This window comes from Gluconobacter sp. Dm-74, assembly GCF_018256135.1.
In the GTDB taxonomy this organism is placed as follows: Bacteria; Pseudomonadota; Alphaproteobacteria; order Acetobacterales; family Acetobacteraceae; genus Gluconobacter; species Gluconobacter cadivus.
On the sequence record NZ_JAERLX010000012.1, the window covers coordinates 75,106 to 96,166 of the forward strand.

Annotated in this window: 15 protein-coding genes, 1 tRNA gene and 2 pseudogenes; 9 read left to right on the forward strand and 9 right to left on the reverse strand. The window is 56.5% G+C overall.

The genetic code is table 11. The annotated features are described in order from the left end of the window. Positions 1-17 precede the first annotated feature (17 nt). Positions 18-1,295, forward strand: coding sequence for an MFS transporter (locus JK208_RS14165; protein WP_349292003.1), 1,278 nt, complete (start codon positions 18-20; stop codon positions 1,293-1,295). Between the two features lie 3 nt (positions 1,296-1,298). Here JK208_RS14165 and JK208_RS14170 read toward each other — a convergent pair whose 3' ends face one another. From JK208_RS14170 to JK208_RS16120, 6 genes are all read right to left on the reverse strand, one after another. Further along, positions 1,299-2,189 (reverse strand): LysR family transcriptional regulator, encoded by an 891-nt coding sequence (locus JK208_RS14170; RefSeq protein WP_228125660.1) that lies wholly within the window; start codon positions 2,187-2,189, stop codon positions 1,299-1,301. 157 nt (positions 2,190-2,346) lie between these two features. After that, positions 2,347-4,719, reverse strand: coding sequence for a TonB-dependent receptor domain-containing protein (locus JK208_RS14175; protein ID WP_349292004.1), 2,373 nt, complete (start codon positions 4,717-4,719; stop codon positions 2,347-2,349). A 443-nt stretch (positions 4,720-5,162) separates the two neighbouring features. Further along, the gene (locus JK208_RS14180; protein WP_211576506.1) at positions 5,163-5,624 is read right to left on the reverse strand and encodes a RidA family protein; all 462 of its coding nucleotides are present in this window, start codon (positions 5,622-5,624) and stop codon (positions 5,163-5,165) included. Beyond that, complete coding sequence (locus tag JK208_RS14185) at positions 5,617-6,687, reverse strand: DUF4392 domain-containing protein (RefSeq protein WP_211576507.1); 1,071 nt, start codon at positions 6,685-6,687, stop codon at positions 5,617-5,619. Before JK208_RS14185 ends, JK208_RS14180 begins: the two co-directional genes overlap by 8 nt. Positions 6,688-6,705: 18 nt before the next feature. After that, entirely contained in the window at positions 6,706-7,722 is a 1,017-nt protein-coding gene (locus JK208_RS14190; RefSeq protein ID WP_408872114.1) for a threonine/serine dehydratase, read from the reverse strand. 405 nt (positions 7,723-8,127) lie between these two features. Continuing rightward, the gene (locus JK208_RS16120) at positions 8,128-8,412 is read right to left on the reverse strand and encodes a hypothetical protein (RefSeq protein WP_211576509.1); all 285 of its coding nucleotides are present in this window, start codon (positions 8,410-8,412) and stop codon (positions 8,128-8,130) included. A 380-nt stretch (positions 8,413-8,792) separates the two neighbouring features. Between JK208_RS16120 and JK208_RS14200 the strand changes: the two genes are divergently transcribed. From JK208_RS14200 to JK208_RS14220, 6 genes and pseudogenes are all read left to right on the forward strand, one after another. Continuing rightward, entirely contained in the window at positions 8,793-9,086 is a 294-nt protein-coding gene (locus JK208_RS14200; protein ID WP_211576510.1) for a hypothetical protein, read from the forward strand. A 269-nt stretch (positions 9,087-9,355) separates the two neighbouring features. Next, a complete protein-coding gene (locus JK208_RS16215) occupies positions 9,356-10,471 on the forward strand; it encodes a MobA/MobL family protein (RefSeq protein ID WP_408872115.1) in 1,116 nt (371 codons plus the stop codon). 127 nt (positions 10,472-10,598) lie between these two features. Beyond that, a pseudogene (locus tag JK208_RS15970) lies at positions 10,599-10,771 on the forward strand (IS3 family transposase); the annotation flags it as partial. A 53-nt stretch (positions 10,772-10,824) separates the two neighbouring features. Further along, positions 10,825-10,950 (forward strand): annotated as a pseudogene (locus JK208_RS16220) (IS3 family transposase); the annotation flags it as partial. A gap of 91 nt (positions 10,951-11,041) precedes the next feature. Beyond that, the gene (locus JK208_RS14215; RefSeq protein WP_211576512.1) at positions 11,042-14,254 is read left to right on the forward strand and encodes a type ISP restriction/modification enzyme; all 3,213 of its coding nucleotides are present in this window, start codon (positions 11,042-11,044) and stop codon (positions 14,252-14,254) included. Positions 14,255-14,763: 509 nt separating this feature from the next. Continuing rightward, complete coding sequence (locus JK208_RS14220; protein WP_211576513.1) at positions 14,764-16,047, forward strand: DUF3987 domain-containing protein; 1,284 nt, start codon at positions 14,764-14,766, stop codon at positions 16,045-16,047. Between the two features lie 31 nt (positions 16,048-16,078). Here JK208_RS14220 and JK208_RS14225 read toward each other — a convergent pair whose 3' ends face one another. Both JK208_RS14225 and JK208_RS14230 read right to left on the reverse strand, forming a co-directional pair. Next, complete coding sequence (locus JK208_RS14225; RefSeq protein WP_211576514.1) at positions 16,079-17,416, reverse strand: hypothetical protein; 1,338 nt, start codon at positions 17,414-17,416, stop codon at positions 16,079-16,081. Positions 17,417-17,430: 14 nt separating this feature from the next. Then, positions 17,431-17,604 carry a hypothetical protein gene (locus JK208_RS14230; RefSeq protein WP_211576515.1) on the reverse strand — a complete coding sequence of 58 codons (174 nt, stop codon included), beginning with the start codon at positions 17,602-17,604 and terminating at the stop codon, positions 17,431-17,433. 240 nt (positions 17,605-17,844) lie between these two features. Here JK208_RS14230 and JK208_RS14235 point away from each other — a divergent pair, with 240 nt between their 5' ends. Both JK208_RS14235 and JK208_RS16225 read left to right on the forward strand, forming a co-directional pair. Continuing rightward, positions 17,845-19,221 carry an AAA family ATPase gene (locus JK208_RS14235; RefSeq protein ID WP_211576516.1) on the forward strand — a complete coding sequence of 459 codons (1,377 nt, stop codon included), beginning with the start codon at positions 17,845-17,847 and terminating at the stop codon, positions 19,219-19,221. Positions 19,222-19,309: 88 nt separating this feature from the next. Continuing rightward, a complete protein-coding gene (locus tag JK208_RS16225; RefSeq protein WP_408872116.1) occupies positions 19,310-21,028 on the forward strand; it encodes a recombinase family protein in 1,719 nt (572 codons plus the stop codon). On the opposite strand, the gene JK208_RS14250 is transcribed toward JK208_RS16225, so the two are convergent. Then, positions 20,985-21,061, reverse strand: a tRNA-Met gene (locus tag JK208_RS14250). The two genes, JK208_RS16225 and JK208_RS14250, sit on opposite strands and share 44 nt — an antisense overlap.

The following is a 21,061-nucleotide window of genomic DNA, read 5'->3' on the forward strand; positions in this document are numbered from 1 at the left end:
ATGCTCAGGATGATTCCGTGCCCTCTGATCACACGCTCTTCCGGGTGGCCGTCCGGCGCATCATCCCGCTGCTGGTCGTCTGCTACATGTTTTCCTATCTGGATCGCATCAATCTCAGCTTCGCCCGCGCGGCGATGGAACAGGACCTCCACTTCTCGGATGCAACCTTCGGGCTGGGCGCCGGGCTGTTCTTCGTAGGCTACATCGTCTTTCAGGTTCCCTCCGCGCTCCTGCTCGAAAAATTCGGCCCCCGCCGGACGATCGCCGCGATCATGATCGCGTGGAGCCTGATTTCCTTCCTGTTCGTCATCATCAGTACGGCCTGGGAATTCTGCGCCCTGCGCGTCCTGCTCGGCGCCGCGGAAGCAGGCTTTTATCCGGCCGTTCTGTATTACTTGGCCCTCTGGTTCCCGGACTCGATCCGCGCCCGCATCACCACGGGCTTCCTGATCGCCATACCGCTCTCCGGCGCCCTCGGTGGCCCGGTTTCCACCTATCTTCTGGGCGCCTTCGATCAGGTCCTGTCAGTGCCCGCATGGAAATGGATGATCCTGATCGAGGCAATCCCGCCCCTGCTGCTCGGACTGACCGTTCTGAAACGCCTCGACGACGGACCTGCCTCCGCCTCATGGCTGGATTCCCCCACGAAACAGGCCATCCTGACCCGCCTTCCGGCCCAGAACGCTCCCACCGACGACGCGCCATCCGTATTCGCTGCGCTGAAACAGCCGGAAGTCCTGCTCCTCGTCGTCATCTGTTTCTGTCAGGCCGTCTGCAATTACGGGATCGTCTTCTGGGTCCCGACTTTCATCGAACAGGTTATCGCTCCCGCTCCCGGACAGCTCGGCTTCTATACGACCATTCCCTTCGCCGTCGCAGCTGTGGCCATGCTGCTCAACGCCCGCAGTTCCGACAGACATAACGAACGCTGCTGGCATCTGGCGGGCCCGTTCCTCACGGTCGCGCTCTGTCTGGTCCTGACTTTCCTGTTTCAGGCCCACGGCGCAATCGCACTGGTTTTCCTGACCATCGCACTTGCAGCAGCCCTTTGCGTCACAGCCATGATCTTCACCGTAACGCCCCATGTGCTCGAAAAACGCACATTGGCGACAGGGCTTGCATGGATCAACAGCCTTGGCGCGATCGGCGGCCTTGTCGGCCCCTACGGCATTGGCTGGATGCGCGAGCATCTGCACTCCCCGCTCTCCGGGGTCTTTCTGGTCGCAGCCTGTGCCACCCTAGGCGCCATAACGACGGTCTACACACTCTCTACACCCGCCCGGCGGACAGCCTGACCCTCAGGTCACATTGGCCGACACACGTTCGGCAATGGAAATGACGTCCTCCACAATCGCCGAACCATGACTGATCAACCGCCCTGACACACAGCGCAGCAAAGGAAGCTTCATGCCCGTCTCGAACACCCGGAGTTTCCCGCTGGCCAGATAATCCCGCATGACCGCATAGGGCAGCAGGGCCAGCCCTTCTCCCCCCAGCGTGAGCGCCAGAATGGACGGCAGGGAACTCATGGTGTCCACCCGGTGATGGACGATCCCCTCCCGCGCCAGAAAATTGCGGATCGCCGAATGGGGAATGGTGTTGCGCGACAGGGTCATGATGGAAATCGACGGCGCCTGCCCCAGATCCAGCTTGCCGTTGCTGGGCAGCGCGAAATGCTCCCTGCCAACCATCGCAGTCTCGTAGTTGCACAGCTCGCTTTCGATCAGACGCGGTGAATTGACCGGCCCCAGAAAGAAACCCACATCCAGCATTCCCTTGGTGATTTTCCGGGAGATTTCATCCGAAACCGAAATCTCCAGGTCCACTGTCAGATTTGGATATTTGTGGCGGATCTCGATCAGAAGATCCGAAATCCAGGTCTGGGAAATGGTTTCAATCGCTCCGATACGCAGGATTCCGGTTGCGTCCTGATGTCCTTTGACCGTCTGGATCATTTCATCACGCAGATCGAGGATCTGACGGGCATACTGCACCACCGTCATTCCGACCGGCGTGAGCGTGATGGATTTGGGGGCCCGATGAAAAATACTGGCCCCCAGAAGCGCCTCAAGATGCGAAATCCGTACGGACACCGCTGGCTGCGTCATCCGCAACGCATCGGCCGCCGCCCGGAAACTCCCCAGCCGCTCGATCCACAGAACCGTCTCAAGAGACTTGAAATCCATCATGAACGTCTCTGTCCTTTCCTATGCTCCGACAATGACGCCGATCTTTTTACGATACCGGAACAGGATACCCGCCACCAACCATACCGACAAAAAAATATCCTGCCCCGGAGGGCAGGATATTGCAGAACCGGCGGGACAATGGTTCTGGAACAGCCTCTTAGAACTGAAAGGCCGTCTTGACGTAATACATGCCGCCACTGAAACCATAAGGCGAGTTGTTGGGATAAATAAACGCATTCTGCAGTGCCGCGCGCGAGGCAGCGTTCGCCTTGGCCGGATAATGATTTCCGAGGTTGAAAGCGCCGCCCGCAATATGCCAGCGCTTTGTAATGTCATATCCCAATTCAAGATTGGTGATGTAGGACGGCTTGGCATAGGTCCACTGGGCCTGCGTCAGGGACGGTGCCGCGACCCATGTGTAAGACCCGAAACGCTGTTCCTGCACACGGGCCGAGAACGGTCCGCGATGCCAGACAACCGTCAGGTTCTCAATATTTTTGGGCGAGGAATGTAGCAGATATTCCGCATTCGTCCGGTTGAAGGACGACAGCCCAAGCTGCTGAAGGGTCGCAGGGGTCGCGTTATGATGCGAAATCTCACTGTCCGCGATATTGAGAGAGAAGCGGAAGTCGAAATCGCCAAGATGTCCCGTCTTCAGATGATAGGCCGTCGTGACGTCCCCACCATTCGTAACCGTATTGACCGGATTGCCGTAATAGGCCGCATACAGCACATTTGGCAGCCCGGCCGCAGAGAGCAGGCTTTCCACTTCGGTCCCGCCGAACTGGGTGCTGTTATACAGACGGTCGTTGATGGAAATCCGATAGAGATTGGCCGTCAGCGTCCAGTTCGGCAGCAGCGTGGCATCCACACCGATGCTGTAGCTCCGGGACTGCTCACCCCGCAGCTTCGTTGCGCCCAAAACCTTGGCCCAGTTCGAATTTACCGGAAGCTGCGCCGTCCGGTATGTCGGGAATGTCGTTTCGGCAAAGAACCCTTCCTCCGCAAGCGTCGGCGCCCGGTATCCCGTGTTGACGTTCCCCCGGAACGCAAGGTTCTTGCTCACATTATAGCGTGCTCCGACTGAGCCCGTGGGATGAACGCCAAGATCGTCATAGCTGACCGCATGGCCACCGAGCGTCCATTCCCATTTGGGTGTGACGTAAAAATCCAGGTTGACGTGACCGTCGAAAATACCACGGTTCAGGATACTGCCAGCCGCCGCCGGAATTCCGAATTTATCCACCGCACCTGCAGACGCCATTTTCCCGGCGTTCGGCCCATCGAGAATGGGAACCCCGCCATTCTCCACAGACGCTTCATCACCCTTGCCAACCTGATAGGTATCGAAACGATAATCGAAACCATAACTCAGATTGACCGGACGTGGCAGAAAGGACGTCTTGATGATCTTCGTGCTGTTGAACCCGGCATCCAGCTCGGTAGAGACAAACTGTCCCGTATAAAAACTCGTCGGGCTGTCCAGTCCCATCGTGGGATTGTCTGTATCAACAATATGGTTGATCTGCTGATTGCGGCCGTAATTAACAAAGAAATCCCACTGCATCCCCAAAAAACTGTGTGCACGGATGCCATTATTGACCTGAAAATCCCATTCCTCGGCATGCCACATCGGTTCCATGCCATTCGGATGGAGCGCGCGCACAACGTTATCGTTGGACGGCGCACGATACGTCTCAGGCGCAATGATGTCCTTATGGGCAAAAGTCGAGGTATTGTAGACTTCCCAGTTATCCGTCACCGGATAGGCCATGTTCACGCTGGCCGTTTCAAGCAGCATCCGGATATTGCCCGCCAGACGCTGCACATCCTTGCTGGCGGTGTCGTTACGCGGATCACCCTCGAAATAGAGATTACCCGGATAATCGCCCGACCGGTTGGTGGAAAGCTGGTTGTTGATCTGCGCCGCCACATTCAGATAGCCGCCACGATGCCCCAGAGCAAAACCGTAATCGGCATTGCCATCGAAGGACTGCCCGTCTCCCGCATAAAAGCCGCTGTTCTGGAGATTGATCGAGCCGCCCTTGCTGTCTTTCTTCAGAACAATATTGACCGCACCGGCCTCGGCATCCTGACCGTACAGCGCACTCGCGCCTTCAGTGATGATCTCGACATGGTCAATGGCGCTGACCGGGATCAGCGACAGATCCGCCGGGTCCGTCCCGTAGTTTGGACCGGCCTGATAATAATTGAAATTGGCGTCCACATGCCGGCGCTTGCCGTTGACCAGCATCAGCGTCTGATCCGCGCCAAGGTTTCGCAACTGCATCGTCTTATTGAAGCCGTTGCTGCCCATGCCGCCGAAAGGAGACGACGTCACGGCAGCGGAAAGCTGGGACAGTGCGGCGAGGATGTTGGTCTGACCGGTCTCCTTGAGTTGCTGCGAGGAATACCGGAAAACCTGTGCCGTACTGTGCTCCCGCGTGGAGGGCGAGAAAACACTTTCTCCCGGAACCTGCGTCCCGCGAACGGCAATGCTTTCCGTGTCCTTGGCGCTGACCTGAGTCACCTTCCTACGATCCGTTTTTTTAACGGAACGAGAGGAGGCATCAGCAGGATGAGCAACATGGACGGTCTTTTTCCCGGACGACGAAGTTATATCCCTGCCCTGTAATGTTCCTTGCGCCAGTGCAGCATGACACAGAGACGTCGTCAGAAGACACGCCGTGCTCAGGGAGAGAGAGCGGGAGAGGTATTTCAAGGCGAACATTTTCACGCACTCCTGGGATCTGGGGATCAAAAGGCAGCTTTCCGCCGGAATTTCTTCATATGAGACGCGATTACCTTCCCTCCGGCAGTGTTCATTCCGCCCGGTCAGTTTTTTCGCTTTCATTTCCAGTTGATAATACGGAAACTTGATACGTTATTGGAACGTTTATCTTGTTATCCGCGTCAATAAATTTCTTTTATGCCCCTAGGGTGGGACGGTCACAGCCGCCCCCCGGACAGGAATCAGTCGATTTTGAACATAGCTTCCACCTCGACCGCCATTCCGGATGGCAGCGAGGAGGTCCCGGTCGCGATCCGCACATGGCATCCTGCGTTCCCCAGAACCTCCCCGAACAGATCGGAGGCACCGTTCAGGACTTTGGCCTGCTGTTCGAAGTCTTCCGAACACCGCACCACCCCCGCCACCCGGACGAGCTGCCTGATCCGGGACAAATCTCCCTCCAGAAAATTCCAGACATGCGCCAGAATGTTGAGCCCACACAACCGTGCCGCCTGCTGCCCTTCCTCGATGGAAAAATCCCTTCCCACGACCCCCTTGTAGCGAAGATCGTCTCCCCAGCGTGGTCCCTGTCCCGCGACGAACAGAAAACCGTCACAGGAGAGGATCGGCGTATAATTACCCCGCGGAACACTGACAGGCGGGAGAATCACCCCACCCGGAAGCACAGCCTCCGCCTCACGCACGGATCTGCCTCCAGTCCCCGGACTGGCCCTGCCAGTTGGTGACAATCCCGAGATGACGCTGCAACGTTTTACGGAATACCTGAATCAAACCGCGCCATTCCTCCGCAGCAATTCCGTCCGTCGCAGGCTCCGGCCCCATGAACATCCCGTCCACACCGCCACTCGCCACACAGGCTTCAATACAGCGGACTTCCAGCTCCGGCTCGTGAAAAACAGCCTGATTTTCCACCAGACAGGCCAGAGCCGCCACAAGACCGGTCGCCCCCCAGTTCGAGACATTCGCGACGATAAGATGGTCCGTTGCCGTCTCAGCCGCCACACCACCCCGTCCTTCAATGCCGCAGTCACGGGCCTTGGCGATCTTCTGTTTCAGTTCCGCAGCGATCACACCCATGCCGAGTTCATTGCCGCCATCCCCGATCCCGATGGAACGCAGCCCCCGCACCCGTGCCTGTGCGAACAGGTAGTCCAGATCCGCAACCATTCCATCCAGCGGACGGCCACCCAGACCATGATACAATCCCCTGTCATTGACGCCAGGCCGTTCGATCGCAATCAGGAGGCTCGGCTGAACCTGATCAAGCAGCGCATCGCACGCTTTGCGACTGCCGGCGTCATCCTTGGGCACAGTCGCAACATAAACCGGCCGCAGATAGGGAACCGGTACGATCTTCCCTTCTGCGGGCAGATCGAACGGTGCAAGACCCGCGCCGCGACAGGTCGCGAACATCATCTCCCGCCAGTCCTCGTCCACGACAATGACCGTTTCGCGCGACAGGCCCAGAAAGATCGAGCGCGCAATAAATGCAGCGCCCACAGGCCCATCCGTTTCCGGAACGCCGCCGCCTTCGGGGAAACCCGTGGCGATCAGAACAGGCCCCGGACGCTCCGCCACCTGTCCGACGATCATCTCGGCCGCAGCCATGCACATGCTGCCCGGCTGACGCTTCTGGAGCGCAGCGTAAATCATGCCGATACTGCCAACACCCGTATAATCCAGCACCATGAAGTCATCAATGGTTGCGGACAGACGTTCATACAGCGCTGTTCCACTCTTCAACATCCTGAATACGCCTTTTCTTTACAGTATTGAAGAATAGACAGACGGATCGACATTCCCGCCACTCAGCACCGCCACCGTCACCTTCCCCCGTACATCGAGCTTTCCCGAAAGAATGGCCGCAAGCGGTGCGGCTCCGCCGGGCTCGGCCACAAGTTTGAAATGCTCGAAGCAGTTGGCCATGCCGACCCGGATTTCGGCATCATTCACAACCAGACCGTCCGCCAGCAGGGCGTGATTGGTCGGAAAGGTGAGTGCGCCCGGCGTAGGCACCATCAGCGAATCACACAGCGTGTTCATGCCAGCCGCGTTCTCGACCCGATGCCCGGACGCCAGCGATCTGGCCAGATCGTCAAACCCTGCGGGCTCCACGGAATAGATAGACGTTTCCGGACGACAGGTGCGGACAGCCGTCGCAATCCCCGCCACCAGTCCACCGCCACTCGCACTGGAAAGCACATTGTCTGGCATGATACCCAGCTCCCGGCACTGCTCCATGATCTCAAGACCCACCGTGCCCTGACCCGCCATGACGTTGAAATCATCATAGGGCGGAACAATGACGGCGCCCTCGGAGTCCGCAATCTGCGCGCCGATTTCCTCGCGGTTTTCCGTCGCGCGGTCATAGAGCCTGACCTTGGCGCCATAACGGCGCGCACCCTCGATTTTCATCTGCGGGGCACTCTCGGGCATGATGATATGAGCCGGAATATCCAGCAGCGCACAGACCGCCGAAATCGCCAGGGCATGATTTCCCGAAGACCACGCCACCACACCGCCGCGCCGTTCGCTCGGCGTAAGTTGCAGAATACGGTTGCAGGCCCCGCGAAACTTGAAGGAGCCCGTTTTCTGAAGCATTTCCGGTTTAACCAGAATACGCCCCCCCAGCCTTTCGTTCAGCACGGGACTTTCAAGAAGAGGCGTCCGGACCACATGATCGCGTATGCGACACGACGCTGCGAATATTTCGGAAAAATTCAGCGTTCTGTTTTCAGACTGCATCACAGATACTTTCCCCACTTCTGATGGGGTCATCATTCTTTTCAAACGTTTCTCAAATCAAATATTATCTTTGTATAACCCGCCATAAAGAACGCTTATGCCTAACGCCCCTCCGCACCCAATGCGGCTTCCCTCGTCGCTTGACTGCTTAGTCCCCAGACTTGGTGGTGTATTATTTTCACGCAATTGGAAGGATGCGCTATGGAAACGCCACGGCGGCGGCCGGCCGTCGAGCGACAGCGCAGTCAAAGAGTTGCGGTGAAGCGCTCCGGGCTCGACGCGCCATCCCGAAGGTAGCTTCCTCAGCCGTACCGTAGGATTGATAAAAAAGCGATCGTCATGGCATTCCGCCGCAATACTCTGCTGCCTCTGGACGATTGCCTTTACGCGCTCTAAGGCGACGATCCCACGCCTGAGGGGGTCCTCACTGCATCTCTACCTTCAGCATCCCCTCATTTCCCGTCTGCCCGATACCGAAAGCGACAAGCATAGCTCATCTATTGACGGCATTGAGATGGCGATACCATCAACGTCCTCGTAGCCGCAGGCAATGGCCAGTATGCGGGCGCGCAAAATATCGGCCACGCCGTGTGTCATCAGTCGCAGATTGCGTGGATCGGCGATGAGCCGGGCGGGGCGATCGACGTAGCATTGCCTCAGGAGTTTTTGCATGCCCGAGCGCAGTGTCCCCTTCCCTTTCTCCTGCGCCCGCTTACGCCCCGGCACGCCTGGCCCCCTCCTCTACACCAGCGTATTAAACAGTCGGTTGCAAGTTCATTGGTCCCCGATGTGAACCCATCGGTTTTAAACCCTTAAAAGGAGGATGTATTTGATAGGCGCGGGGAATTGGGCAACAAAAAAAACCCGCCTTAAGGGGCGGGTTCATCGTGTCCTATCAAGGACTTATTTCTGGTTGCGGGGGCAGGATACCAACTTTGGCGAACTTATCCCCTCCCTCTACGATTGATCGCTTAACGGTGGTCTTGCAACGCACACTGCGCCGCCCACAAACCATGAAAAATAATCATCTTTTTTACTGATTTTACTTCGGTTGCGCTTATCGGGACCTAGGTCAGGAAGATCCACTTTCAGAAGGATCGTCCTCTATGCTTGTTCAAGCGCATCGTTTCATCACCCTCAACCAACGCTTGGGAGATGCCAGCATGCTCACACCAGGCGACATTGTCGATCTCGCAGCCTTCTACCAGGCGGGCTTCCCAGGCGAGAAAGCCCAGAACGCGGCTCTTCGCAAAGTCCTGCGACAGATGAACCTTCCCGTAAAGGAGTTCGCTCGGGACCTGCACCGCGTCAAAGCCCTGTATGACCTTTTGAAGGGTCCGTCAGGCAGCACAAAACCCACAACAGACACATCCTTCCTCCCCTCCCTGTCGAGACCGTAATGGAACAGGGGGTAGAAAAATGGGAGGGCGCACTTCAGCGAAAATCTACGATTTTCGCGTGCGAACCCAACGGGCCGAAGGCATGAGCCATGGCTCTGTATTCCTTACAACATAGCAGCATCGCCGCCACTGACGGGATTGGCAAAACAGCCGCACGATTGCGCTACATCTGTTGTAATCGCCAGGAGCTCATCCTGCTCGGAGAACGTCATGGCCTGTCGGCCTATGTCACGACCAACCTTCGTACCCTGGCCGAACGCCATGAAACGATGGCAGGCCAAAACGGCCGAATTGCCGAATGCTTCATTATCGCTCTTCCTCGCGAAGGAACGCCGGAGCTTCACCAGCGTCTCGTTCGCGACTTTGCAGAAAAAGTCACACATGGCGCTGCCCCCTGGATCGCCGCCATCCATTACGACCGACCGGGCAATCCCCATGTCCATCTCATCGCGCTGGAACAAAACAAACCCCGCACCGGAGGAAAAGGACGGCCCAGCAAGGTCATCGGACTTTCCCGCAAAGGGGCGCTGGAACGGGTGCGCGAAGAATGGGCCGAAACGCATAACCGCATCATGGCCGGAACGGGACCACCGATTGATCACCGTTCTCTTGAAGATCAGGGGAAAGGCCATCTCCTCCCCACACTCCATGAAGGGCCAGCCGCCCGGATCATGCAGGCGCAAGGCAAGCGTCCTGGCAGCCAGCCCAAGACCAGAAGAAACGGTCAAATCATAGACTGGCCCCAGATCGATGAGGGCCGCACACGCAGCGAAACAAACACCACCGTGCGGCGCATCAATGCACTCGCAAACCAATTGAAGGAACAGGGATATGAGCGACGATCCGACCGAGTTTTTCCTACGCCTTCAAGAGAGCGTGGACCATGCCCGACAGAACACCGAGCGCGCAGCGTTTCAACTTCGAGAGCGCCTCACGGCAATGGAGCGCATTACAGCACAATGCCAGCGCCTTCTGGGACAGACAGAGAACCTCCTGGACAGTACACAGACCCAACTGTCCCAGCCTCGAATGGAGCGAACACCACCGCCCTCTTCCCAGCCTTGGAAGAGGCACACACTGATGGGCGTCTCATTATTCCTCACGGGGATGATATGCGGGTGGCTGATGCCTTGAAATCCACCCCATGGCGTTACTCCACCCAAGCCTTGCATGAACATGAGCTCCACCTGATCGCTCTTCTGCGTCATGGTTGGGACACTATGCGCAGTCGAGTGCGCCACTTGATCAATACCGTAGACTGGTCACGCCTTGCGCCACACAGCCCGCCACAGCCCCAGAAAACGTCAACTCCCAGCTCATGGCCAGACATCCCCAAACATCATCAACCACGCAAGGACCGCACAAACATGCTGCGAGGCCGCTAGTAAGGAGCCCTAACAGCCTGACGAACACGTTTATCCGAAAAGACACCTACGAAGGGGAGTAGAATCTCCAGTTTCAGTGAGAAAGTCCAGAAAGCCGGCGTCTCCGCCAATCTTGGGACGGTTCAATCGGCTCAAGGCGCTGGAATGCAAGAACCGCGAACTGCGCCAGGCAAACGAGATCCTGCTTAAGGCATCAGCGTATTGCGTCCAAGCGGAGCTCGACCACCCGTTCAGGAAATGACGACGTCTGTTGACGAACTCCGCACCCATTATGACGGGCAGCCGATTTGCAAAATGCTGTAGCCCCCCCTTTCAGACTATTATGAGCGGCTACCAAACGGCGCGGACCATAGCGATCGTTTGGTGCTGTGGAATACGCCACTCTCGAGTGGGTGGACTGGTTTAATAACCGCCGTTTCCTTGAGCCGATCGGCAACATTACGTCGGCCGAAGTAGAAAAACAGTTCTACGCAGCTATGGACCACATCCTCATGACTGCGTATTTTGTACAAACTGGTCTCCGTCAATCTTGACGCTGTTCAGTGAAAACCGAGGGGAATAACAGCGGACATGGACATTCAGGCCTATCTAAACGAAATCCGCACCCTCTACGCCAGTGGCCAGACAACCGAACACAGCTTCCGTCCTGCGCTGGCCAAGCTCTTTAAAGCGATTGATCCGGCCCTCACCGTCATCAACGAGCCAAAACATATTACCGATGTTGGCGCGCCCGATTTCGTTTTCAATCGGGGGGATATCGCTATCGGTTGGTGCGAGGCCAAGGACATCGGCAAGGATGTCCGCAAGTTCGCTGCCAACGATTACAGCAAAGCCCAGAAGGAACGATACAAAAAGGGCCTGCCTAACCTGATCTACACCAACGGACTGGATTTCGAGTTCATCCGTGAGGGTGAAGTGGTGGACTTCATCACCATTGCGGACCTGATGCCAACGCTACCCGCGCGTGTAGAAAACTTCCCCGCGTTGAAAAACCGCCTGCATGATTTCGCTACCGTCACCCCCCTTAGCATCACGTCATCGAGACGATTGGCTGAGATGATGGCGGGCAAAGCGGCAATCATTAAGGATATAATGGGTCGTGCTCTGATCGCCGACCTCAAGGCGCGAGATGACGGTGCGCCGCCAACTGATCTGATAGGCCAATACGAGGCATTCAAGTCGAATCTGATTGAGGATATCAAGGTTGAGGATTTCGCTGACATCTACGCGGAAACCATCGCCTATGGTCTATTCGCTGCCCGCTTACATGATGAGACGTCAGGCAGCTTTACGCGCGCCGAAGCGTTGGAGCTTTTGCCCAAATCCAATCCATTCCTGCGCCAGTTGTTCATCTACATCGCAGGGCCAAATCTGGACGAACGCCTGCGCCGGGTGATCGACGAATTGTGCAACGTCTTCTGTGCAACCAATATGGCCAAGGTGCTGGCCAATTTCGGCAAGGTGACCGCTCGGCAAGACCCTTTCCTGCATTTCTATGAAGTGTTTCTGGCCGAATATAACCCCGCCAAGCGCAAAGCGCGGGGCGTTTGGTATACGCCGGAACCGGTAGTGAATTTCATCGTCCGTGCGATGGACGAAGTGTTGAAAGCTGAGTTCGGCCTTGCGGACGGATTGGCTGACACCAGCCGCATCACCATCAATTGGGATACCGGGCAGCACGACAAGAAAAGCAAGCCGGTCACCATCAAGAAGCAGGTTCACCGAGTCCAGATTCTCGACCCGGCTACCGGCACGGGCACTTTTCTGGCCGAAGTGGTGAAGCTGGTTGCCGAACGTGTGAAGGGGATCGCGCCGGGGCAATGGTCCAACTATGTCGAAAAAGACCTGATACCGCGCATCCACGGCTTCGAGCTGCTGATGGCCAGTTACGCCATGTGCCACATGAAGCTGGATATGACCCTGACGGGCTTGGGCTACAAGCCCTCGGCCAAGCCGCCCCGCCTTGGGGTCTATCTGACCAACAGTTTGGAGGAAGGCGAACGGGTGGAGCAGACCCTGTTTGGCCTGTCCCGCGCCATTGCCGAGGAAGCCAAGGCGGCAAGCGACATCAAACGCCAAACCCCCATCATGTGCGTGATCGGCAATCCGCCATATTCGGGAGAGAGCAATAACAAAGGTCCATGGATCATGGGCTTGATGGAAGCCTATAAGAATGAACCGGGCGGAAAACAGAAACTAAAAGAGCGGAATCCCAAGTGGATTAACGACGATTATGTGAAGTTCATTCGCTTCGCCGAACACATGATCGAAAAAAACGGGGAAGGTGTTTTGGGTTTCATCACTGCCCATGGCTACATCGATAATCCTACGTTTAGAGGAATGCGATGGCATCTTATGGACGCTTTCGATCAGATTTATGTGGTTGATCTTCACGGTAACACTAACAAGAAGGAGATTAGCCCAGACGGGTCGCCTGATAAGAATGTATTCGACATCAAACAGGGAGTCGCCATCATCATTGCGGTCAAACATCGGCACGACAGCAAGAAATCCAAACCACTAGCAAAGGTTATGCATGGCGAGTTGTGGGGTAGCCGTGAGTTCAAGAATGTACGGCTGGGGCAGCTCGATTTTCGCGCAGCTTCACCAACAGAAGTAGTAGTCCGGGCACCACACTTTGGACTTGTGGGCAGAGATGGCTCCCTTGAGACACGTTATACAGATTGGATTTCAATTAACGATCTATTCGAGATTGGTGGAACAGGCGTCGTAACCAAGCGAGACAAGCTAACAATTCACATGGACCGGCAAGGTGTTTGGCAAGCGGTGCAAGATATGTTGAATCTCCCGGAAACGCAGGTTCGAGAAAAGTATCAGCTGCCTGATGATGTTCGAGATTGGCGCTACCCGTGGGCGGTCAAGGACTTGCGCGAATCTCCATCCATGGAGAAAATACAGCCAATATCTTACCGACCGTTCGATAGTAGATTCATATACTTCACAGGGCAGTCGAGGGGATTCGTCGGTTGGCCGGTTGAAAAATTAATGCGCCACTTTGTGGTTGGCCCAAACATCGGTCTAGCTACAGCCCGCAGCAACAAAAATCCCGCACCAGATCATTTTTTTATCACTCAACATATGATGGAAACTAAGTGCGCGGAAAGTAGCACACAATCAGCTGTTTTTCCGCTTTATCACTACCCAGATGAAGGCGCGCTGGATCAAGCCATCCGCGTCAATTTCGACCCAAAGCTTTACGCCCGTCTACGCAAAGCGGCTGGACTGACAGGTCCGTTCATCGTGCCCGATGGCACCGACACCTTCCGTCGCTCTATCGGCGAGGCTCGGCCGGATGAGGTCAAGGTGTTCGACTATATCTATGGCGTACTGCATTGTCCGGCCTATCGGGAAACGTATGCCGAATTCCTGAAAATCGGATTTCCGCGGATTCCCATCCCGGCATCACCAGAGGTGTTCCATAACGTGAGCGAACAGGGGGAGGCCCTACGCCGCCTGCACCTGACGGAAGATGCTGCCGTCGGTGATACACCCTATCCCTTCCACGGCGAGGGCGATAGCGTGGTGGAGAAGCCGCGTTTCGACGCGGGGAGCGTCTGGATCAACTCCACGCAGCGTTTTGCCAACGTGCCAGCCGTCGCATGGAACTTTCCCATCGGGGGCTACCAGCCTGCGCAAAAGTGGCTCAAGGATCGCAAAGGGCGAGCATTAGAGTGGGACGATATTCGCCACTACCAGAAAATCCTCAAAATACTTGTAGAGACGGACCGCATCATGCACGAGATCGAGCTTCCGAATCTTTGAAGTTTGAAAGCTTTCAGCGCGTCCGCATGATTGTTATAATGGAATAGTGTAAACGTAGTAATCATCACTACCGGTCGTGGTACGCCTGATGAAATGCGAATTTTGAGTGTGTAGGATGCATACGCAAGTTCGCGATCCGCAGTTACCAGAAGAGCGTTAGATTTATTATGTCGGCTTTCGGGAAACGCTCCCAACCACCTGTATGTCTGGCATGTAGGCGAAGGTGGCCATATATTCGGAACTATCCGGTCCAGCTCCCATTTTGCAGACGCGTTGCTGACGCGTTTATTGGCCGATAATCCGCAGCAGACCGGCACTTTCTTGAATATGCAGACGCTGACGGGGGTCCCCATCGTCGCGGGTATTATTCCCTATCCAGAATAAAAAACGCTCAGCTGGCATTTTTTTGACGTCATCAGCTTCCCTCGCCCCCGTTCTGGACCCAGGTGTCCTGTACGGCGCATGCGTCGCCGTATCACCCCCCTCATCCAGCATAAGGAGCGCCCCTGATGGCCCGTCATCCCTCTCGCAAAAAGAAAACCCGACGATTACCCGCATCTGAACAAATCTCTATCTTCGATCAGATCCCAGAAAACCTCACGGAAGCCCAACAAGAAACACTCCGAGGCTTCCTCAATTTAAAAACGACCAACACCAAATGGCGTGGCCGTGACATTGTCCCACCCGATACATTCCTGGCGACTGTCATTGATCGCTTTCACTACGGCTGCGATGTGCCGCTGGAAATTCCAGCCTTTACCGCCCTGCACGGCATTGCAGCCTGGCTCCTCGACCAAAATGTCCAGATCTCCGTCGCCGGAAGTACGGTCCGTCCAGACCTCTGGACCACGGTTCTGGCCGAAAGCGGCGCGAGCAAAACCTATGCCACCCGCATCCTGCAAAATATTATGACACTTCGACGCTTCCCCGAGGTCACAACCGCCGCACAATTCGTCGCAGACCTCCAAGAGCACAACCATGCCGCCTGGTTCCAAGATGAGTGGGGCCAGTTGATCAAACGGATCAACAGCCAAACCTACGCGGATGAAATCCGCGATTACCTGCTGCGCCTGTATGACAACCAAACCATTTCACGCCGCACCCGAAGCCAGACCATTGAGGTTGAAGATCCGGCCCTGGTAATTTTGGGAACAACGGTCACAGACACATTCCTCCAAAACGTCACCCTGGAAAGCATGCTGGATGGGTTCATGCAGCGTTTCCAATATGTCATTGCCGAACGCAGGCCCGAGCCGCCCATGCCGCTCTACACCATGGACGACGCACCCACATCCAAGGCCTTAACGGAAGCCTGGGACAGGGTGCGCAGGACGACCATTCACCCGCTTTATACCGCCTCCCCCGAGGCCATAGAGGCCTATTGCACGCAATTTCGGAGGCTCTTTCGAGACCATAGCACCGTCCCCGTCAGTTTCTTCCGTCGGGTCCTGTGGCGGAGCTTCAAATATGCGCTCGTCTACCATGTGCTCCTGGGAAAGGAGACACCGGAAATTGACGCCGGGGATTTAGGCTGGGCCATCCGTGTCGCCGAACTGCATCTTCAAGACGCCCGCAACCTCCTGGACCGCTACAATATGTCGGACCTGGAAAAAGTCGTGTGCAAGGCCGAAGCCCTGGCACAGCGCCTGGGGCACGCGCCTTCCCCACGAGAGCTCATCGCGGGGGTTCGAGACATTAAAAACGCCCCGATGGCGCGCTTTGTGCAGGAACTCATGCGCCCGCAAGAGCCGCAGCGTGATGCCAACCCGACATCACGTCCGATGGCGACCTAAGGCGGCGGGGCCTTTCTTCCCCGCCCTGTTATTAGCGCAGATAGAGCCAGGACTCCCTGATGATTTTGGCCTTTTGTTCGGCCGAAATCACGCCATCGGCCTGCATGATTGTGGCAAGGCGCCGCAAGAAACGGTACATTTTCACCCCCCTCCCGAAGACGACGATTTGGTTGTTCCTAATCGTTTCTATGGATGAACTCCGTACTTTGCAGAACGGCAATTGCCGCTCCAACGTAATGCGATAGGCATGGCGCTCGTAAAGCGGAGCTGCATGAGACCCACAGTTATCGTCTGGCCCCAGCGTCACGAAGATCTTGCGCCCATCTCGTTCCACTTCCCGTAGGGCCTGTTCCATGAAGCACGCCCAGAGCCGCTGGCTATACGGTGGGTTGATCCAGAAGAGCGTTCCCTTCCAGGGACGCATAAGCGCCCCAAACGGTCCCTCGTCCGTATAGCGATCATTCGCTGGAACCGGAGCCAATTGCGCTGCGATGTCATCGCGGTACTGCGCGGGAATAGCGCTCCATGAAATCTTCCGCCATGCAGCCGGGGACAGCGGCGCATTGTAATGGCCCGTGTTACTCATCGAGCAAACATCAAGGTCATACAGTGACCTCTTTGCGGCTTTCAGCCCCCATTCGTAGATGAACCTGAGCGTGTAGCATTCATCCCCCGCTCCTTTCGCCCTGAAAGCTGTCCATTTTGCGAGCAGGAGGCGTCGTGCGAGCCCCGTCTGGGTACGGTGGTCCAGCGTTTGGAGATCTTCCAAGGCCAGCGGCCCGCCAGGCCAAGGCATGAAGAGGTCCTCCGCCTTTTCATCTTCATTTGGTTCATACCGGACTGGGCTGAGGTAAACCGGCTTTTGCGAACAGAGGCTGGCCTGCGCATCCCGCACGCGAATACGGCAACCCTCCCCATTTGCTTCGACCTGCACGGCTCCCTGCGTCCCACGCTTGACTCGACGTACACTGACGGCCTCCACGATTTTCGCGAAGTAAGGATCGGTGACCACGATGACGGAGACCAGGACATATTGATCCGCCTTAATGTTAAGGGCGCTCGCATCAGCCTGGCTCATCGATAGGATGATGCGTGGCGACCCTTGTTGTTCTTGGACGACCGACAGGTACGATTCCAGAAAGACGGGACGACGGTGTTTCGCAGGGAGCTCAGGTGCATGATTATCGTTAGCTGAGGCGGATGCTGTGGCAGCACCGTTGTCATTGGCGGCAGCGTTGGTCATGCAGCCACGGACCCAGCCTGAGATCACGCATCTGATGCGTCGGTGATGCAGGTTCTGCATGACCTGATCCATGATCTTGTTTGTGTAGTCGGCGACGCGCTTACGGCTTTTTACGGAGAGTAGCATGATGTGTCCTCCCCTTAGCGTGCGCAAGCGACGTGGACGCGCTGTGCGTCGTTGCCGTTGTCGTTGGTTGCGACGAACTCGCGGACGGCCTGACGGGCCAGCAAGTCTATGAAGGGACGCAACGCGAGAAGCAGCTCCGCAGCGGGGTCGAGGGTATCGTTGGCCGGTTTGGCGGTGAATTGGGACATAACATGTCTCCTTAACTAGGGGTTGCGAGATGTGTCCCCACCGGCTTTCCACTATTTTTTCTAAGCGGGGAGCTTTCTGGGGACTTAGGGGCCCCCAGGAAGCATCCCGCTGGTTTCTTTTTTCCTTTTCTGACGCTGAACGTTTTTCCTATTCAAGAAGCTATACAAGAACCATAAGGTTCTTGATTAGTGAGAAGAAGAAGGAGAAGATTTTTACGCCTCAACGGAGCGGTCAAAGCCATGCCAGAAACACCGTCCCAGTCCGCACAGGAGATGCCTTCAATGGAGCCAGCCACGCCCTCAGACGTGACGGATAGTCCCGCCCCGCTGTGGCAAACCATCGACGTCATCAATGTTCAGGAAGTGGAATGGCTTGTCCCAGATGTAATTCCCAAAAAGGCGCTCATCTGCCTCTATGGCGCGCCCAATTGTGGGAAAACATTTCTTGCCCTGCACATTGCGCTTTGCCTGATCATCGGGGTTGATTGCTTCCCGTCTGAGGCGGCAGACCCACCCCCGACGACGCCACCGACACCTCTCAAACCGGCGCTGCCTGCCGCCCCACAGCGTACGGTTGTGTATATGCTCGCCGAAGCGCCAGACAGCATCGGCCGGAGAATTGCCGGTTGGTTGGAGCATTTCCATTATGATCGGGTCACGGCTCAGCCGATTATTTCACAGGGTCTTTTTGCATCGAGCTACACCCACCGCGTCAAACTGACATCGAGCACGCAAATCGAGACGTTTGCCGCAGAACTCGATAGGATGAACATTCATCCGGATCTCATTATTTTTGATCCGTTAATCAGTGCACTCGAAGGCGATGAAAATGATGCCACTCAAATGGATCGCCTCATCGCCGGCATGGACGCTCTGAGACAAAAATTCGACTGTTCTATCATGGTTATCCACCACCCCGGCAAAGATGCACGCATGATCGAACGCGGCAGTTCAGCCCTTCGGGGCGGCGTCGATACCCATATCGCTGTCCATAACGAAGCTGACCTTGTCGACGCGGAAGGTGGGCAAGTCGCCCATCGTATTCGCATTGACATTGAGAAGCAGCGCGAAGCGCCACGGTCTCCGTTTTTTTATCTCTCCATGCACCCGACCCGAGGGCCGCTCAATGCCCGAAATCGAGACTCAAAAAACGTCGAATTGGGACGCGCACCCAATCCCAGCCATGCCCCCACACGCCTGGAAATCACCGCCAACAAGCGCGTCCGTCCGGACCGGCAACCCATACACCGTCCGCGCAAAACTCTTCCAGCACCGCTGACCGGGGCTCTCGCACTCCGCCCTGTCATTAGCAACAAGGCCTATCAAGAAGCCTTACGGTGCTGTCAGGCTGCAAGCAAAGACGGGGATGGTACCTTCACAAAAGCAGATGTTTGGCGCGCCCATAAAGAAAAGGCGATGCAGAATGGCAAGCCGTCCTATTCCGAACCGTATTTTTACAAAATTATGGATCGCGTTCTCGAGCAGTCCGGCAAAGTTTCCCGCATTGATGAAGGGCGAAAACTCCACCTGAATAAAGCCCACAAAAACACTATCGTCCAAAAGCAGACATCTACCCCAGACCCAAATGCGCCAGATGACAACACAGACCACCAATAGCGCTTCCTATTGGCACGACTTGGTCTGGACATGTCACGGAAGATCGCGCTGAGTGGTTTTGAGCGGAAGAAGCGGACGAGACAAAACGATGACGGAACGTGTTGCCCTGTATGGTCGGTTTTCAGATGACCGACAGAACGCATCGAGTGCTCAGGACCAAATCCGTCATTGCCGTCGTCGCGCAGAAGCTGAGGGCTGGACCATCGTCGCCGAATATACCGACGAGGCCATTTCAGGAACCGTCAGAAACCGCCCCCAATATCAAAAACTCCGTCACGCCATCGACGATGGTGAGTTTACGATTGTCATGGCGGAATCTTTGGACCGGCTCTCCCGCACCCAAGAAGAGACGGCCAATCTTTTCGAGATGTGCCGCTACCGAACGGTCCGTATCTTCACGCTGTCAGAGAACTGGATCACCGAACTCCAAGTTGGGTTTTCATCGACGATCAACGCGGTCTATCTGCGACAACTGGCCGAGAAAACTCATCGCGGGCTGAGCAGCCGGATTGAGTCGGGGCGCTCGGCAGGGGGCTTGTCTTACGGCTATCGGGTTCCCATCCAACCCAACGGGCTCCCGCAAACCGGACAGCTTGAAATTGTCCCAGAACAGGCCGTGGTGATCCGGCGCATTTTCGCGGAGTATGGGCGCGGTGTCTCTCCCCGCAGCATCGCCGCAGCCCTAAACGCCGAAGGAGTCCCTGTGCCCCAACACGGGGCGCGTCGTGGGGATGGGACCTGGCGGGCCAATGCGATCCAGGGCAACAGAAAACGCGGCACCGGTATTCTCAATAACGAACTCTATATCGGCCGACGCGTCTGGAACCGGCTGCGCTACGTCCACCCGCCAGGCGAGAGCAGACGCGTCTCGCGACTGAATCCCGAAAGTGACTGGAAGATCGAAGAGGTCCCGGCCTTGCGCATCGTGGACCAAAACGCCTGGGACACGGCCCGAGAGCGTCAGAGGCGGATTGATGCCGCCCGTGCGGAGAAAGACACTGGCGATGCCACCCATCTGAGTGGAACCCATGCCAGCCGTCGTCCCACCTACCTCCTCTCGGGCCTGGTCCGGTGTGGCGCATGCGGCGGCACGATGAACATCGCAGGCAGCGGCGTGCGCCGTTTTTATTGTTCCAATGCACGAGAAAAAGGCCGCACGGTCTGTCAGGGCATGAAGGGCCTGCGTAAGGACGTTCTGGAACACACCATCGTCCACGGCCTCAAAGAGCATTTGATGCAGCCCGAAGCCGTCCAAGAATTTTCTGACCGCTATGTTGCCCATCAGCGGAGTTTGGATGCAGGTCGCGAAGAAACCGTGCGCCATCTGCGAACCTCTCTCGCCCGGACGGAAAAGGAAATCGCGAACGTGATGACCGCCATCAAAGCCGGGATCTTCACCGAAACAACAAAATCCGAACTGGAAGCGTTGGAAGCACGGCGGAAACAACAAAGCGAGGCTGTGACGCAAGCCCAAACGGCTGCACCAGCTCTACCCCCCAATCTGGCTGAGCTTTACCGTGCCACGATTACCAATCTGACCGAGAGCCTCACCCATCCTGACACCGTGCTGGACTCATCGGAGGCCATGCGGGGCCTGATCGATCGCATTATTGTCTCTTGGGACATCGAGCGTGCGGAGCACCGGATCGCATTAGAGGGCAAGTTGGTTGCGCTCTTGAACGCGGGCCGCACGGCAAAAGCCCAGAACGCGAAAAACGCCCCGAGCGTTGGCTCTGAGGCGTTGGGTGAGAGTTCGTTAAAGTTGGTTGCGGGGGCAGGATTTGAACCTGCGGCCTTCAGGTTATGAGCCTGACGAGCTACCGGGCTGCTCCACCCCGCG